At 59.8% G+C, this 13,608-nt stretch carries 14 protein-coding genes and 1 tRNA gene; 3 read left to right on the top strand and 12 right to left on the bottom strand.

Annotation, left to right across the window (positions count from 1 at the left end; genetic code table 11):
- Window positions 1-147 precede the first annotated feature (147 nt).
- Window positions 148-630, bottom strand: a complete 483-nt coding sequence (locus L3X40_RS13125; RefSeq protein WP_237366017.1) for a DUF6456 domain-containing protein — start codon at window positions 628-630, stop codon at window positions 148-150.
- A 95-nt stretch (window positions 631-725) separates the two neighbouring features.
- On the opposite strand from L3X40_RS13125, the gene L3X40_RS13120 reads away from it, so the two are divergent.
- Window positions 726-1,289, top strand: a complete 564-nt coding sequence (locus L3X40_RS13120; RefSeq protein ID WP_237366016.1) for a helix-turn-helix domain-containing protein — start codon at window positions 726-728, stop codon at window positions 1,287-1,289.
- 11 nt (window positions 1,290-1,300) lie between these two features.
- Here L3X40_RS13120 and L3X40_RS13115 read toward each other — a convergent pair whose 3' ends face one another.
- From L3X40_RS13115 to L3X40_RS13095, 5 genes are read right to left on the bottom strand one after another with little or no spacing between them, the layout of a single operon-like run.
- On the bottom strand, window positions 1,301-2,272 hold the full coding sequence (locus L3X40_RS13115; protein ID WP_237366015.1) for an AAA family ATPase: 972 nt from the start codon (window positions 2,270-2,272) through the stop codon (window positions 1,301-1,303).
- The gene (gene tmk / locus L3X40_RS13110; protein ID WP_237366014.1) at window positions 2,269-2,895 is read right to left on the bottom strand and encodes a dTMP kinase; all 627 of its coding nucleotides are present in this window, start codon (window positions 2,893-2,895) and stop codon (window positions 2,269-2,271) included. Before tmk ends, L3X40_RS13115 begins: the two co-directional genes overlap by 4 nt.
- Window positions 2,892-4,055, bottom strand: a complete 1,164-nt coding sequence (locus tag L3X40_RS13105; protein WP_237366013.1) for a D-alanyl-D-alanine carboxypeptidase family protein — start codon at window positions 4,053-4,055, stop codon at window positions 2,892-2,894. Before L3X40_RS13105 ends, tmk begins: the two co-directional genes overlap by 4 nt.
- 42 nt (window positions 4,056-4,097) lie before the next feature.
- Window positions 4,098-5,015 (bottom strand): septal ring lytic transglycosylase RlpA family protein, encoded by a 918-nt coding sequence (locus L3X40_RS13100; protein ID WP_237366012.1) that lies wholly within the window; start codon window positions 5,013-5,015, stop codon window positions 4,098-4,100.
- Window positions 4,999-5,979, bottom strand: coding sequence for a lytic murein transglycosylase (locus L3X40_RS13095; protein WP_237366052.1), 981 nt, complete (start codon window positions 5,977-5,979; stop codon window positions 4,999-5,001). Before L3X40_RS13095 ends, L3X40_RS13100 begins: the two co-directional genes overlap by 17 nt.
- 298 nt (window positions 5,980-6,277) lie before the next feature.
- Here L3X40_RS13095 and L3X40_RS13090 point away from each other — a divergent pair.
- Window positions 6,278-6,367 (top strand) — tRNA-Ser (locus tag L3X40_RS13090).
- A gap of 79 nt (window positions 6,368-6,446) precedes the next feature.
- Entirely contained in the window at window positions 6,447-6,893 is a 447-nt protein-coding gene (locus L3X40_RS13085; protein ID WP_338331144.1) for a dienelactone hydrolase family protein, read from the top strand.
- Between the two features lie 8 nt (window positions 6,894-6,901).
- On the opposite strand, the gene L3X40_RS13080 is transcribed toward L3X40_RS13085, so the two are convergent.
- Genes L3X40_RS13080 through L3X40_RS13055 form a run of 6 tightly spaced genes read right to left on the bottom strand, consistent with a single transcriptional unit; the run spans window position 6,902 to window position 13,568 of the window.
- Window positions 6,902-10,198 (bottom strand): error-prone DNA polymerase, encoded by a 3,297-nt coding sequence (locus tag L3X40_RS13080; RefSeq protein WP_237366010.1) that lies wholly within the window; start codon window positions 10,196-10,198, stop codon window positions 6,902-6,904.
- A complete protein-coding gene (locus tag L3X40_RS13075; protein WP_237366009.1) occupies window positions 10,195-11,748 on the bottom strand; it encodes a Y-family DNA polymerase in 1,554 nt (517 codons plus the stop codon). The genes L3X40_RS13080 and L3X40_RS13075 overlap by 4 nt, the downstream gene beginning before the upstream one ends.
- Window positions 11,630-12,424 carry an ImuA family protein gene (locus L3X40_RS13070; RefSeq protein ID WP_237366008.1) on the bottom strand — a complete coding sequence of 265 codons (795 nt, stop codon included), beginning with the start codon at window positions 12,422-12,424 and terminating at the stop codon, window positions 11,630-11,632. Before L3X40_RS13070 ends, L3X40_RS13075 begins: the two co-directional genes overlap by 119 nt.
- Window positions 12,425-12,455: 31 nt before the next feature.
- Window positions 12,456-12,596, bottom strand: a complete 141-nt coding sequence (locus L3X40_RS13065; RefSeq protein WP_237366007.1) for a hypothetical protein — start codon at window positions 12,594-12,596, stop codon at window positions 12,456-12,458.
- A gap of 25 nt (window positions 12,597-12,621) precedes the next feature.
- Window positions 12,622-13,125: a DUF6692 family protein gene (locus L3X40_RS13060; RefSeq protein ID WP_237366006.1), complete on the bottom strand. Its 504-nt coding sequence runs from the start codon at window positions 13,123-13,125 to the stop codon at window positions 12,622-12,624.
- The gene (locus tag L3X40_RS13055; RefSeq protein ID WP_237366051.1) at window positions 13,122-13,568 is read right to left on the bottom strand and encodes a DUF305 domain-containing protein; all 447 of its coding nucleotides are present in this window, start codon (window positions 13,566-13,568) and stop codon (window positions 13,122-13,124) included. Before L3X40_RS13055 ends, L3X40_RS13060 begins: the two co-directional genes overlap by 4 nt.
- Window positions 13,569-13,608: the final 40 nt, after the last annotated feature.

Raw genomic sequence — 13,608 nt, 5'->3', positions numbered from 1 at the left:
AGATAAAACTGGTGGACAGAAGTGCAGGAATTAAAGCGAGAGCCGGATTCATTCTATTTCTATTATAATTATTCGCCAATAATTGAAAATCATTTCCCGCAAAATGATTGTCATATGAATCGTAGAGATTGGCTACATCCCCGCATTTCAACCAATGCGGTAAAATCCAGCTACCCTGTCAAGCGCCAGCGTCAGCACCAGCTTTCCCGCGCGGGCGGGCCATTGCAATGCCCTTTCCGCATGGCCAATCCCTTCCCCTGCGCACACGACGCGCCACAATATATCAGCCAAGCCGGGGCCGGCATCGCGCAGAGCCCCATCGAAGCGCTGCCGCGCTGACAGTTGCGTTACAGTGGGATCTGATACGCCTGCTGCACCGCGCTGCCCGCCCGGCGGCGGCGATTCGTCCCAACGCATGGTGACGCGCGGGCCGAGTCCCGCCAGTTCCCAGTCCCGGCGCAAGCTTTCTCCGGCAAGAAATTGGCGATCGGTCAACAGTTTGCGAGACCGCAACCAGACCAGCGGCGATTCACCCAAATGCACCATCACAAGACGAGAGACTCCGTCGCCATCCTCGATCATCCGCTCAACATAGTTGCCTTGTTCCGCCGGTTTGGAGTGGATACCCATGTCGCCTCCTGTGTGACTGTCAAATGCACTCTTGCCATATCGGCAAATATGTAGGAAAGAAGAAAACCATATAGGTTATATATATGGAGGTCCGCATGATCACCTGCATCCGTGAAATTCGCCAAGCCAAGGGGCTGACGCTGGACGACGTCGCCAAACGCTGCATTCCGCCAACCACGGCGCAGACGATCGGCAGGCTGGAAACGGGAATGCGAACCGTCTCGGTTGGCTGGCTGAATCGGATTGCAGAGGCGCTGGACGTGCAATCGGCTGACCTGATCCGGTTGCCCGATCAACAAACGATCCCGATTGCCGCCCTGTTGGGATCAAAGGGCGCCCATGCCCCGACAAAGCCCGCGACGATTGTCCCGCCCCTGCCTACTCCTGGTCTGGTTGCGGTTCGCGTCATCGCTGGTATCGGCGATTATCGCAGCGGGGATGAAATCTGGTGCGAGCGAATCATGCCGGATGCCTTCGCCAGTGCGCTCAACCGTGATGTGCTTCTTCCCCGCCCGGCTGGCCGCTTCCTCTTTGGCCGCCTTATCGGGCACGAAGCTGGCAAACTGCATATGCTGCCGCTGGGTGCGGGCGTGCGGCAACAAGTGATCACCGATCCCGCCTGGATGGGTGTCGCGGTAAAAATGGTGCGCAGCTTGTAGGAAGCCTCGGTTCAGGCCCGACCCGCCTCCGCAACATGGCCACATAGTTCGAAAACCACTGTCGCGGGATCAAGTGAAAGCGGAATCGCGCTGGCGGCAAGTTGTCGCGCTTCCTCCCAGGCTGCGATAGCCGATGGCAATGCATGAATATCACGTCGTTTCGCCTGTCCGGCGATAAAGGCAGGCGCGCGTTCCAGAAAAGCCTCATAGCGGGGACGCGCGGCCTTTGTCGAAAGCGCTTTACCCAGCGCAATACGCCGTTCATTGGCGACATCCCCATCGCGGGCGATAGCGGCAAGGCTATTCTCAATCCCGGCAAGGTCCAGCCCTGCGAAGCTGAGCGCCCGGCCCGGTGATCCTTCTCCTGCCGCAACCAGAACGGCAATTTCATGTTCGTCCGCGTCGGGAAGCTGGGACCGCAGGACATCCGCCATCTGGCGATCGACAAGGGAAGAAAAACGTAAGATACGGCAACGCGACCGAATGGTGGGCAGCAGCCGCCCAGGCGCATGACTGACAAGCAGAAACACCGTGCCAGCAGGCGGTTCTTCCAGGTTTTTGAGCAGCGCGTTGGCCGCACCACGTTCCATATCATCGGCAGAATCAATGATGACGACGCGACGGTTCGAAAGTGACGGCGCATTGCTGAACAAGCGTTGCAGGCTGCGGATCTGATCGACACTGATATTGCGGGCAAGATCGCCGGTCGTTTCGCGTTCCAGACGCGTCAGGCACATGAAGTCGGGATGCGTACCCGCTTCCACCAGCGAACGGACGCGATGCCCCTGCGGTACGAAAAACCCCTCCCCATCCGGCGGCGGACCAGCGGCTGCGGCAAGCAAATGGGTCGCGGCGGCATGCGCAAAACCAGCCTTCCCCAGCCCCTTGGCACCCGCCAATATCCATCCATGATGCATCCGCGCGCCCGCATTGGCGGTCAGAAAAGCCTGCATCTGCGCTTCCTGCCCGATGAAAGGAGTCATGGCAGCATGTCTGACAGGGCGGAGACAAGACGCCCAGTGACCTCATCGGTGCTCCCCAAGGCATCGATCAGGCGGAAACGATTAGGTTCATCAGCAGCATAATCGACAAAGGCCGCTGCCACCTTGCGATGGAAATCGCCTGCCCGTGCGCCGAAGCGGTCGGGCGCATTGCCATCGCGTGCGGCGGTGCGCGCTTCAGCCTCTGCTTCGGGCAGGCGCAGCACTAGCGTGCGGTCAGGAAGCAAGCCCTCACTGCCAAAACGATGCAGCGCCAATATGTCGGCGTCAGCAAGGCCGCTTCCGGCGCTTTGATAGGCGCGGCTGCTGTCCAGAAAGCGGTCGCACAACACCCATTTGCCGACCGCCAGCGCAGGACGAATCGTCTTTTCGATATGGTCGGCGCGGGCCGCCGCGAAAAGCAGCGCTTCGGCACGTGCGTTCCAACGATCCTTTTCGCCTGTCAAAAGCAGCGCCCGGATCGCCTCTGCCCCTGTACTCCCGCCCGGTTCACGCGTTGTAACAACGTCCAGCCCGCGTGAAACCAGCACCTGCGCCAATGCCTTCAGCTGAGTCGATTTACCGACTCCCTCGCCACCTTCCAACGTGATGAAACGACCGCTCACCCGAACAGCGACATCAAACCATTCCACAGGCGACCGAAGAAACCGGCCTTGTCAACATCATTGGCCGCAACCAGCGGCATGATCTGCGGATCGGTATCGGGCGTGGAAACGACCAGTTCGGCAATCTTCTGGCCCTTTTTGATTGGGGCCATGATCGGCCCGTTATAGACCAGCCTGACCGTCATGTCGGAACTCGCCGTGCGTGGCAGTGTGACCGCCAGATTTTTCGGCGCGACCAAACCCACTTCGTCATCGCTACCCATCTGAACTGGAGCCTTTTCAATCTCCTGCCCCTTCTTGAACAATGGCTGCGCCTTCCAGGCCTTGAACCCCCAGTCCATGAAGCGAACAGATTCCGAAATACGGCCATTATAGGTAGAAAGTCCGGCCAGAACCATGATCAGACGTCGTCCATTCTGTTCCGCCGATCCGGTAAAGCCATATCCTGCTTCCTCCGTATGACCGGTTTTCAGGCCATCGGCGCCTGCGATTTTACCCAGGATCGGGTTGCGATTGGCCTGCGTAATGGCCGACCCGCCCATCGTCTGTCCCCAGGTGAACTCCGGCGTAGCGTAAAAGCGTTTGTATAGGCCCGGCGTCTGTTCAACCGTCGCTGCGGCAAGCGTCGTCAGATCCTTGGCCGTCACATAGCTTACGCCTTCATCAGGCCAACCGTTACTGTTGCCGAAATGGCTGTTCGCCATGCCCAGCTTCTTCGCTTCCTCGTTCATCAGCGCGACAAAGGCCTCTTCGGTCCCGGCAATTCCTTCGGCCAGCACGACGCAGGCATCGTTGCCCGATAATGTGACGATGCCATGCAGCAGGTCTTCGACCGATACTTCCTCACCCGGCGACAGAAACATGGTCGATCCCGCCGAAGGGCCGTGCCATCTCTTCCAGGTATCCGGACGCACGGTGAATTTCTGATCGAGTTTCAGTTCTCCCCTCTGGATCAGACGAAAGGCAATATGGGCCGTCATCATTTTCGCCAGGGATGCAGGCGGTATGCGCCGGTTCGGATCCTTGGAATACAGCACTGCGCCAGAGGACAGATCCTTCATATAGGCAATCGGCGCTTCCGTGCTGTACGGCGGCGCGGATGCCGTGACAGGGCCGGCGACAAGAGCGAAAGCAAGAGCGGCAAATATGGAGGTTTTCATTCAATCTCTCTATCGGGATTTCTGGACGGGTTCAGGAGCAGCTTAGTTGCGATCATTAGCCATTATTCGCGCATTGGCATAGCCTTTCCCCACCGCTTCCTCAACGCCCTGCTGTGCCGCCGATTCACTGGAATAAGGGCCAAAACGAACGCGCCAGAGGCCGTTGCCCTCCGCTGTCCAAGCCCCGATTTGACTCGCCAGCGCGTTCGCACTGTCCTTGCTCGAAAAAGCCCCGACTTGCACCACGTAACCGCCCGATCCCGTAGCAGGAGTTGGCAGCACCGATTTCACTGGAACCGCCAAGGGTTCAGGGCTGCTCGGCGGTGGCGAGGTGCGTTGAACCGGATCGGCAGAGCGGGCCTGTCCACCGAGACGCCTGCGCAGCGCGACAAGCAATGATTGCGGGGCTGCGAGCCGTTCAGTCACTTGTCGACCGGCGCGTAACGCGGCACGTTCCTGATCGGGTGGATTGACGCGACGAACGCGCACCGCAGCAACGCCACTGCGTCTTATGCCAAGCTGTTGCGCCGCCGCACTGGACAGATCGATGATCCGCGCCCGAACGAACGGCCCACGATCATTAACCCGGACAAGGATCGTCCGCCCGGTATCCAGCGACGTCACCTCTACATAGGATGGCAGCGGCAATGTTTTGTGCGCGGCGGAAATTGCTTCCATCCGAAAGGATTCGCCATTGGCCGTCGGCTTGCCCTGATGCGCTTCGCCATACCAGCTGGCATAACCCACCTCATCATAATCGGGCGTGTCGGCGGGTGTATAAGTCTCTCCACCTATCGTATAAGGCGCGCCGATTTTCACCGGAAAATCCGCGACGGCTCGCCCACCATTGCGCGTGGGTGGCCCCGGCAGGCGATTATCGCTCCGCCCATCCACCATCCCGCATCCCGCAAGCAGCAACGCCGCGCAGGGTGTAACCATCGCCCTAATCGTCAACCGCATCGGCCAATAGCCCCACCGACAAACCATAGAAATTCGAACAGTTGTAATCGAGTATCACGCGATAATTACCGGTCAGCAGATAGGCCGTCTTCCCCTGCCCATCGGGTTCCAGCAAGGTCGCCATGACCGTGTCTGCGGGCCATGCGCTTCCCTGCGGTACGATGCCCAGTTGTCGCCATTCCGCCATTGTCTTCCACATACTGTGCCGCTCGAACACCCTGGGACAGCGCATGGCGTTGGTGCGATTGGCGATGGCGGCGCGGTTCAGGTTTGACGGCACCGTAACCGCAATGCCCCAGGGGACGCCCCGTCGCCATCCGGCATCAACGAAATAATTGGCGATGGACGCAAGCGCATCGGCTTCATTCGTCCAGATGTCGGCTTTACCGTCGCCATCGCCATCCTTGGCGACACGAAGATAGACCGACGGCAGGAATTGCGGATAACCGGTGGCGCCTGCCCAACTGCCGACCAGCCGGGATCGCGGCACGCCACTATCAAGCATCTTCAGCGTGGCGAGCAATTCGGGTTCGAACAATGCACGGCGCCGTCCCTCGAACGAAAGGGTAGCAAGCGAACGGATCAGGTCGAAATCACCCGTGAAAGTGCCGTAATTGGTCTCATGCCCGTATATGGCGACCATGATGGCTTCAGGCACGCCGGTTTGCTGCTCGATAGCACGCAGCTTCGCCCGGTTCGCCCGATAGGCAATGCGTCCCCGGTTGATCCGTGAAGCATCGACATGCTTGACGCGATAGGGTTCGAAATCGGGAATGGGTGAATCAAAGGAACCACCGGGCTGCGATTGATCCAGTGCGATGACGCGGGGATTGACGGTCAGCGTCGGCAACACGTTATCCAATGTGGTGTCGCTGATCCCCATGCCCCGCGCTTTTCCACGCAAGGTGGCAAGATACGCCTGAAAACCGCCTGCTTCCTGCGCCTGAAGGGGCGGAATACCCATATGACTTGACGGAACCAACGTAGTGATCGTCAATAGGGCTGCTATCGTCAGAAATCGCATGCTCATGCCCCGTTCTTGTCATTACTGGATGGTGCGCGGGAAATTCATCCTCCGACCATCCGACGCTTGGCAGCTTGTGACACAGACAACGCCGCAGGTGAATCCCCTTTGTCGGATTTTTGCGTCGAAGGGCGGAACCCAATCGGCGATTTCTATGGGGCGAGATGCAATTTAGCCCTTTTTCTTTGGCGACTTGGCCGATAAGAGGACTGTCCCGCCAGCACCGCTGGCGCATCGCGGATGGGTGGCCGAGTGGTTTAAGGCACCGGTCTTGAAAACCGGCGTGGGTGCAAGCTCACCGTGGGTTCGAATCCCACCCCATCCGCCACATGTCTAAATAATTCATTGAATTTGAACGATTATTTAGATAAAATTCTTGAATCCTCACATATCGTCCAACAATTGAAATGGGAATGAATTGGTCGTTATCGGAATATTCAGGTATTTGCCACAGCCCCGCCCGCATAGGCATTGCGCAAGTGCAAAGCCAGAGTTGTGGTCCCTTCACATTTCGAACAGCGGTCGCGCGTCCCGCAAGAGTTGGCGCGCTTGCTTCTTTTCATGGGGCAAATCTTGTCAACGATACGGCCGATAGTCCGCATCTTCTCATTGCAAGGATGAAGGCGGCCCTGCTGATTGCCATCGCCCAGAATGACGATGCACGGCAAGCTGATGCCAAGGACATCCTGCGCGCGGCCGCCGAAAAGGCCGAGCGCCCGATGGAGATCGAAGTCTATCCCGCCCAACATGGATGGTGCACGATCGATGCGCCCGTTTATGATCAGGTCCAGGCTGAAAAGGCATGGTCCCGGATGCTGGCTACGTTCGAACGCTACTGTGGTGCCGTTTCCTGACCACAACTCTAATGAAAGTCCCTTGATCTGGGCAGCAGGCGCACATTGCGGGGGTGGCGCGCTGTTTCGGTTTTGGCGCTTTGGCGAGAATAGACGGGGTGAATGAATGCGTCAGCATGGGCGAGCGCCGAATCGGGCGCATGCATTTCCGATAGCACACCCAGAGCGTCAGTGCGGTCAATGATGCGGCTCGCCATCACATGGATGACGCCCTCGCGGCTGCGCTGCACCTCGCCTTCGACTCGCATCAGGCGACTGGCCATCACTTCGCGGCGCATGATTTCGAACTGGCGCGCCCATAGTACGATATTGGCGATGCCGCCTTCATCCTCCAGCGTGATGAAGATCGCATTGCCCTTGCCCGGCCGCTGACGCATCAGCACAACACCCGCCACGCACACCTTCTCGCCACCTTTCATACCGCGCAATGCTGCGCAGGGCGTGACCCTTTCCTTATCGAAAATCCGACGGAGCAGCGCCATAGGATGCTCTTTCAAGGAAAGCCGCGTCATTTGATAATCGGCGGCGACATGCTCGCCCAATGACATGGGGCGCAGTGCAACCTCTGGCTCTTCACCCAGTTCGCGCGCACGCGCGGCGGCAAAAAGCGGTAGCTCGGTATCGGGTATGCGCCGCACCTCCCACAGCGCGGCGCGGCGATCGAGGCCGAGCGAACCAAATGCATCGGCATCGGCGAGCAGACGCAATGCTCGCTGAGGAAGGTTTGCGCGGCGGGTGATGTCCTCAATGCTCGTAAAAGGCTTGGCGGCGCGAGCAGCAGAATCAATGGCTTGCCCCCACTTCTCGCGAAACCCGCTGATCTGTCGAAAACCGAGACGCAGCGCCAGCGTGTCATTGGGTCCGCGCTCCATGCCATTATCCCAGGCGCTGGCATTCACATCTATGGAGCGCACCTCTACTCCATGTTCGCGGGCATCGCGCACCAGTTGCGCAGGCGCGTAGAAGCCCATGGGCTGGCTGTTCAAAAGTGCGGCAGTGAAGACGGCCGGATGATAGCATTTAATCCATGACGACACATAGACGAGACGCGCAAAGCTTTGCGCATGACTTTCGGGAAAACCGTAACTGCCAAAGCCCTCAATCTGTTTGAAGCAGCGTTCGGCGAAGTCCTTCTCGTAACCGCGCGCGACCATGCCGCCGATCATCTTGTCGCGATAGAGCGGAATAGTGCCCAGCCGACGGAAAGTCGCCATCGCGCGGCGCAACCCGTTCGCTTCATCGCTGGTGAAAGCGGCGGCGGTGATCGCAAGTTTCATCGCCTGTTCCTGAAAAATCGGCACGCCATAGGTCTTGCCGAGCACGGATTGCAGTTCATTGGGCGGATGCGGCGGTGCGGGCGATGGGAAATCGACCTTCTCATCGCCGCATCGCCGCCGCAGATAGGGATGCACCATATCGCCCTCGATGGGGCCAGGGCGCACGATTGCCACCTGTACAACCAGATCGTAAAATTCCCGCGGTCGAAGCCGCGGAAGCATGTTCATCTGTGCCCGGCTCTCAACCTGAAACACGCCGATGCTGTCGCCCGCACAAAGCATGTCGTAGACGGCCGGATCGTCGGACTTGATGTCCACCTCAAGGCTGTGATCGCCTAAATCATGCGCGCGCATCATGTCGAACGCCTTGCGGATGCAGGTCAGCATGCCCAATGCCAGCACATCGACCTTCATCAGACCCAGCGCATCGATATCGTCCTTGTCCCATTCGATGAAGGTGCGATCCGGCATCCCGCCATTATGGATTGGCACCGTCTCATCCAGCCTGCCTTCGGTCAGGATAAAACCACCGACATGCTGCGACAGGTGACGCGGGAATTCCAGTATCTGCTGCACGAAATGATTGAGCCGCGCGATCTCCGGGTTATCCGGGTCGAAGCCGCTTTCCGCGACGCGTTTGCGCTCATATTTCGATGCATGGCTGCCCCATACCGTGCTGGCCATGTGTGCAGTGACATCCTCGCTCAGCCCCAGCGCCTTGCCGACCTCGCGCACAGCGCTCCTTGGACGATAATGGATCACGGTGGCGGCAATGCCGGCCCGCTCTCGCCCATAGCGCTTGTAGATATATTGCATCACCTCCTCACGCCGCTCATGCTCGAAGTCGACGTCAATATCGGGCGGCTCCTTGCGCTCGGAGGACATGAAGCGTGAAAAAAGCAGGTCATGCTGCATCGGATCGACCGAGGTGACGCCAAGCAGGAAGCAGACGATGCTGTTCGCCGCGCTGCCACGACCCTGACACAAGATGCCCCGACTACGCGCAAAACGAACAATGTCGTGCACGGTGAGGAAATAATAGGCGTAATTCTCGGCGCGGATAAGGGTGAACTCTTCACCCAGCAAGCGCTGCACCTTTTCGGGAAGCTCCGGTCCATAGCGCTTATGCGCAGCTTCCATCACCAGATGTTCGAGCCAGTCGAGCGGTTCCCAGCCATAAGGCACTGGCTCATGAGGATATTCATATTTGAGATCGTCGAGCGTGAAGGCGATGCGGGAAAAGAAAGCCTGGGTCTGCGCGATGGCTTCGGGTGCGGCCGCAAACATACGCGCCATTTCTACGGGAGGTTTGAGATGTCGCTCCGCATTGGCGGCAAGCCGGCGTCCGGCAGCCTGCACCGTAGTCTTGAGACCGATCGCCGTCAGGACATCGTGCAGCGGGCGCTGGTCGGGCGTGGCATAAAGCGCATCACCCAGCGCGATCAACGGCACTTCGCATTGCATCGCCAGTGCTCGTGCGCAAACAAGTTGACGCGCATCGCGGCCAGATCTTCCTATCCTCGCGCCCAGCCAGACGCGCCCCGGCGCCGCATTGCGTAATTGCTCCAGCAGACCTGCCTGTATGGGCGGTATCGCTATCAGCAGCAGTTCGTCGAGATGCTCCAGCAGATCGGAAAGGTGCAATATGCAATCGCCCTTTTCCGCGCGAAGATTGCCCAGAGTGAGCAAGCGCGTCAGCCGCCCCCATCCATGGCGCGAGGCAGGATAGGCGAGGATGTCAGGCGTGCCGTCTGCAAACACCAGTCGCGCACCCACGACCAGTCGGAAATCGAGAGGTGCGCGCTCATCCTCCAGCGCTTCTTTCCATGCCATATGCGCCCGCACCACGCCCGCGACGCTGTTGCGGTCGGCAATGCCGATGCCGCTCAAGTCCAGCGCGATAGCTGTTTCCACCATATCGGCGGGATGCGATGCACCGCGCAGGAACGAGAAATTGGTTGCGGCAGCGAGCTCCGCATAAGCGGGATGATCAGACGAACAGGTCTTTTTGCGGGCTTCTTCTCTCATGCGAACAGACCATGAATATACCAGTCCGGGCTCACCGTTTCGCGTCCGTAAAGCCCATGGCGGAACAACCAGAAGCGGTGCCCGCCTTCTTCCTCCACCCGGTAATAGTCACGGGACAAACCCGGATTGTCGTCATGCCCGCCACGTCTGCGCCACCATTCGGGCGCGATCCGTTCCGGCCCTTCCTGAGCGGTGACCCGCCAGTTCCTGCCGTGCCAACGGAAACGCTTGGGTGGTCCGTCCGGCACGGCGGCAAGCACCTCTATGCGTTGCGGCGGAGCAAACAGCATCAGCGGGCGTAGCGGCGGTTCGCCCAGGTCAGGGCGATGCCATGGGATCGGCGACACGTGTTTGCTTGAAGGGCATAACTCTGCGGCACGTTCCGGAATATGGCTGTCGCCCGCCATAAAACGCAGCACACTTGGCTTGCCATAACGCACCGCCAGCCGATCGAGTAGCGGCCCAATATCGGCGCATCTCTCCTGTTCCGCCTCCAAACCCTGCTGCTTTTCTTCCAAAGCCTCAGCATGTGGGACGACAAGGTCGATGCTGTCATAGCCGAAGCCGGGATCGAGCGGATCGACGAGGCTATCGATCCGCTCGTGCAGCAAGCGCATCACCAATGCCGGGTCACGCGTCGGTGTACCGGTCTCGATCTTGAGCTGCGCAATATGCCCATCGCTGCGATGCAGGCATATGGCAAAGGCGCGTCCGCCTTCACCCCGCTCGGCCAGCTTCATCGCAGTCTCTTTCACCAGCGTCTCAATGGCATTCATGACATCGCCGGTGCGGCCAATGGGTTCCGCAAAGCGCCGCTCGGCTGTAATCGGATCGACTGCACGATGCGGCGCGATATGCGGGTTCTGCCGTGCCAGCAGCCGGTCGAGCAAGATTACCAGTTCTTCCCCGAAACGCGCGGCCAAGGGCGCGCGCGGCAGTTTTGCCAGCTCACCGATACTGCGAAAGCCCGCGCGGCGCAGTGCCTGCCGTATCTCATCCTCCACCGCTAGCGCGGCGATGGGCAGCGCCCCCACATCCTCCCCACCAAAGCGGGCGAGCGCACGGGCGGCATCGGGCGTATCGGCAATAGCAGCATGAGCGCTCAACCCCAACCGTTTCATATGCGCCAATATAGTGCGCTGCATCTGTGCTTCGCCGCCATGAAGATGCGCACAGCCAGTGATATCGAGCATCAGCCCTTGCGGCCCATCTGGCGCAACGCTGGGCGTGTAGCGAAGACAAGTGCGCGCCAGTCGTCCCAGCCACGCGGTATCGCCTTGCGGGTCATAGGGCACTACCTCCAATTCCGGCAGGCGTCCGCGCGCATCGGCAAGCGGAAGGCCCGTTTCCAGTCCCAGCTCCGCCGCACGCAGCGACAGTGCGGCAATGCGCAGCGCACCCCGCTGCTTCTCGATCAACGCAAAAGGTGCGTCAGGCGGCGCGAGCCGTGCCGCTACCTGCCGTTCTGCCGCCAGCCATGGCAGGTTGAGCGCAAGATAACGGTGCGGTGTCGCCACGCTCGTCCCGCTGCCGGAAAGAGGCTGTGTCACGATCCCACTCCAATATGAGGTGCAGCCCGTCACGTCCGCCGCGATGGCGTAACAAGGTGAGGGCAAAGGCCGGGAATCCCGGCGAACCGGCTTCCAGAGAACGCGAAGGCGCGTTTGCCACTTCCCAGCGTGTATGCGCCGCGCTTGGGATCGGCTCCGCCTTGCTACGGGTAAACAGGGCTATCGTGCCGGTTTCCGCCGCCGCCAAGGCGAACCGGCGGCTCGCCGTCAGGTCGAATAAAGGCTGCCTGCCCACCAGCTCAATCAGCACTGCTCCCAACGCGCCATCGCGCACGCTATCCAGTCCGGCGCGCAGTACTGCCCTGGCATCAGGCAGCATCAGCAAGGTGATGGCATCGGGTTTCAGGCCCAGATCAAGCAGTCCCGGCCCATAGGGCATGCCGGTCTGAGCGATGCTGCGCGCTTCCCGTACCCAGATCAGCGGCTTGTGCCGCGCCCTGCATTGGAGCTGCGCGATCAGCAGCGCAAAACCGGTGGCGCTAACACCATCCTCCGCCTGCGCCGCATATAGCTCATGCAATCCATCAGCCCTCAATCCGCCGCCCAGCCACGCATCCGCCGCCGCACCGTCAAGCGACAGGCGCTTCGCCAGCGACGAAGCCGTTTTGGGAAGGCTTGAAACTTCCGCGCACGGGAAGGGCGAATCGGGTTGCATATGTTCACTATATGTTCTATTTTTTAATGTGTCATTGGGCAATGCACTCGTGCCGTTCATCTGCTGCGACATTGTAGCTGCCAGTTCCGATTACGAGCAGTGCGGCCAGACCAAGCATCACGAGCACACCGGCCGCGCCCACAGCCGCGCTCCGCCAGGACAGGTGGGACATCTATGTTCTCCGTTGGTTGCTGTGTTCAGTCCATGCGGTGCGAGCAGTCCTCGTATCCGCGATAGCCGAGTTCATCCTTCGCTCCGGGCAGCATCACGATCATGTCGACTTCGCGAAAACCGCTGGAATCGAATGCGGAATCAACGGGGCGGATCGCAACGCGCAGCCCTCCATCCGCAAACAAGCCGGAGCGCTTGGCGGGGATCGGGATCAACTTGCCATTGAGTTTGATGACGCCTGTCCGGTCAAGACCATTATGGACGAAGGACGGCAAACCGACGCGGGTCAACCGGATGAGGCATTTGCCATTCGGTCCACCGAGGCTGGCGAGATCGGTGTCGCTCATTGTTTCAGCCTGGACCGCTTCGGCGGCAATTCCCGACAGCGCCTCGGCCGCGTCCTGTCTAGGCGCGGGCGTCGGGGCGGCATCGACCTGCGCCTCACGGTCATTGCCAGGAGACGTGTTGCGATTGCAGGCGCCGAGCATGAGCAGCGGCAGCGCGGCGAAAAGGATAGCGTGGCGGATCATCGTGCGTCCTCCACCGGCGGCGCAAGTTCTTCGGGACGGGGCATGCGCTCGGTTGTTCGAACGCCGTTCTTTTCGATATCCTCGATCAGATATTTCATCTCGGCAATCTCACGGCGCTGGGCAACGATGATGCCCTTGGCGAGTTCGCGCACCCGCGGATCGCGGATATGGCTGCGCTCACTGGTCATGATCGCAATCGAATGATGCGGGATCATCGCCTTCATATATTCGATATCTTCAATGGTCGTCTGGCTGCGGACGAGCCAAAGCGCAAGTGCGAAGGTAACGGCTGCAACACCCAGGATGATGAAGTTCTTGGCCCGGTTCTTGTACATCGCCCACATGAAGAGCAGCATCACGACCATCATCGATGCGCCCATGACGAACGCCATCCAGAAGCGCGTTTCGCTGAATGACTGACCGGCTGATGCCGGTAGGATCAAGTGGAGGGGCTGAAGCCGTTTCTGTGGGAATGCCGGTCCA

The organism is Rhizorhapis sp. SPR117, assembly GCF_021742065.1.
This window is presented reverse-complemented; position numbering and strand designations above follow the sequence as displayed.

Bases quoted from the DNA above. Each gene is read 5' to 3' on its own strand.
- L3X40_RS13125 (WP_237366017.1), bottom strand. From the start codon at position 630: ATGGGTATCCACTCCAAACCGGCGGAACAAGGCAACTATGTTGAGCGG.
- L3X40_RS13120 (WP_237366016.1), top strand. From the start codon at position 726: ATGATCACCTGCATCCGTGAAATTCGCCAAGCCAAGGGGCTGACGCTG.
- L3X40_RS13115 (WP_237366015.1), bottom strand. From the start codon at position 2,272: ATGACTCCTTTCATCGGGCAGGAAGCGCAGATGCAGGCTTTTCTGACC.
- L3X40_RS13105 (WP_237366013.1), bottom strand. From the start codon at position 4,055: ATGAAAACCTCCATATTTGCCGCTCTTGCTTTCGCTCTTGTCGCCGGC.
- L3X40_RS13100 (WP_237366012.1), bottom strand. From the start codon at position 5,015: ATGCGGTTGACGATTAGGGCGATGGTTACACCCTGCGCGGCGTTGCTG.
- L3X40_RS13095 (WP_237366052.1), bottom strand. From the start codon at position 5,979: ATGGGTATTCCGCCCCTTCAGGCGCAGGAAGCAGGCGGTTTTCAGGCG.
- L3X40_RS13085 (WP_338331144.1), top strand. From the start codon at position 6,447: ATGGGAATGAATTGGTCGTTATCGGAATATTCAGGTATTTGCCACAGC.
- L3X40_RS13080 (WP_237366010.1), bottom strand. From the start codon at position 10,198: ATGAGAGAAGAAGCCCGCAAAAAGACCTGTTCGTCTGATCATCCCGCT.
- L3X40_RS13070 (WP_237366008.1), bottom strand. From the start codon at position 12,424: ATGCAACCCGATTCGCCCTTCCCGTGCGCGGAAGTTTCAAGCCTTCCC.
- L3X40_RS13065 (WP_237366007.1), bottom strand. From the start codon at position 12,596: ATGTCCCACCTGTCCTGGCGGAGCGCGGCTGTGGGCGCGGCCGGTGTG.
- L3X40_RS13060 (WP_237366006.1), bottom strand. From the start codon at position 13,125: ATGATCCGCCACGCTATCCTTTTCGCCGCGCTGCCGCTGCTCATGCTC.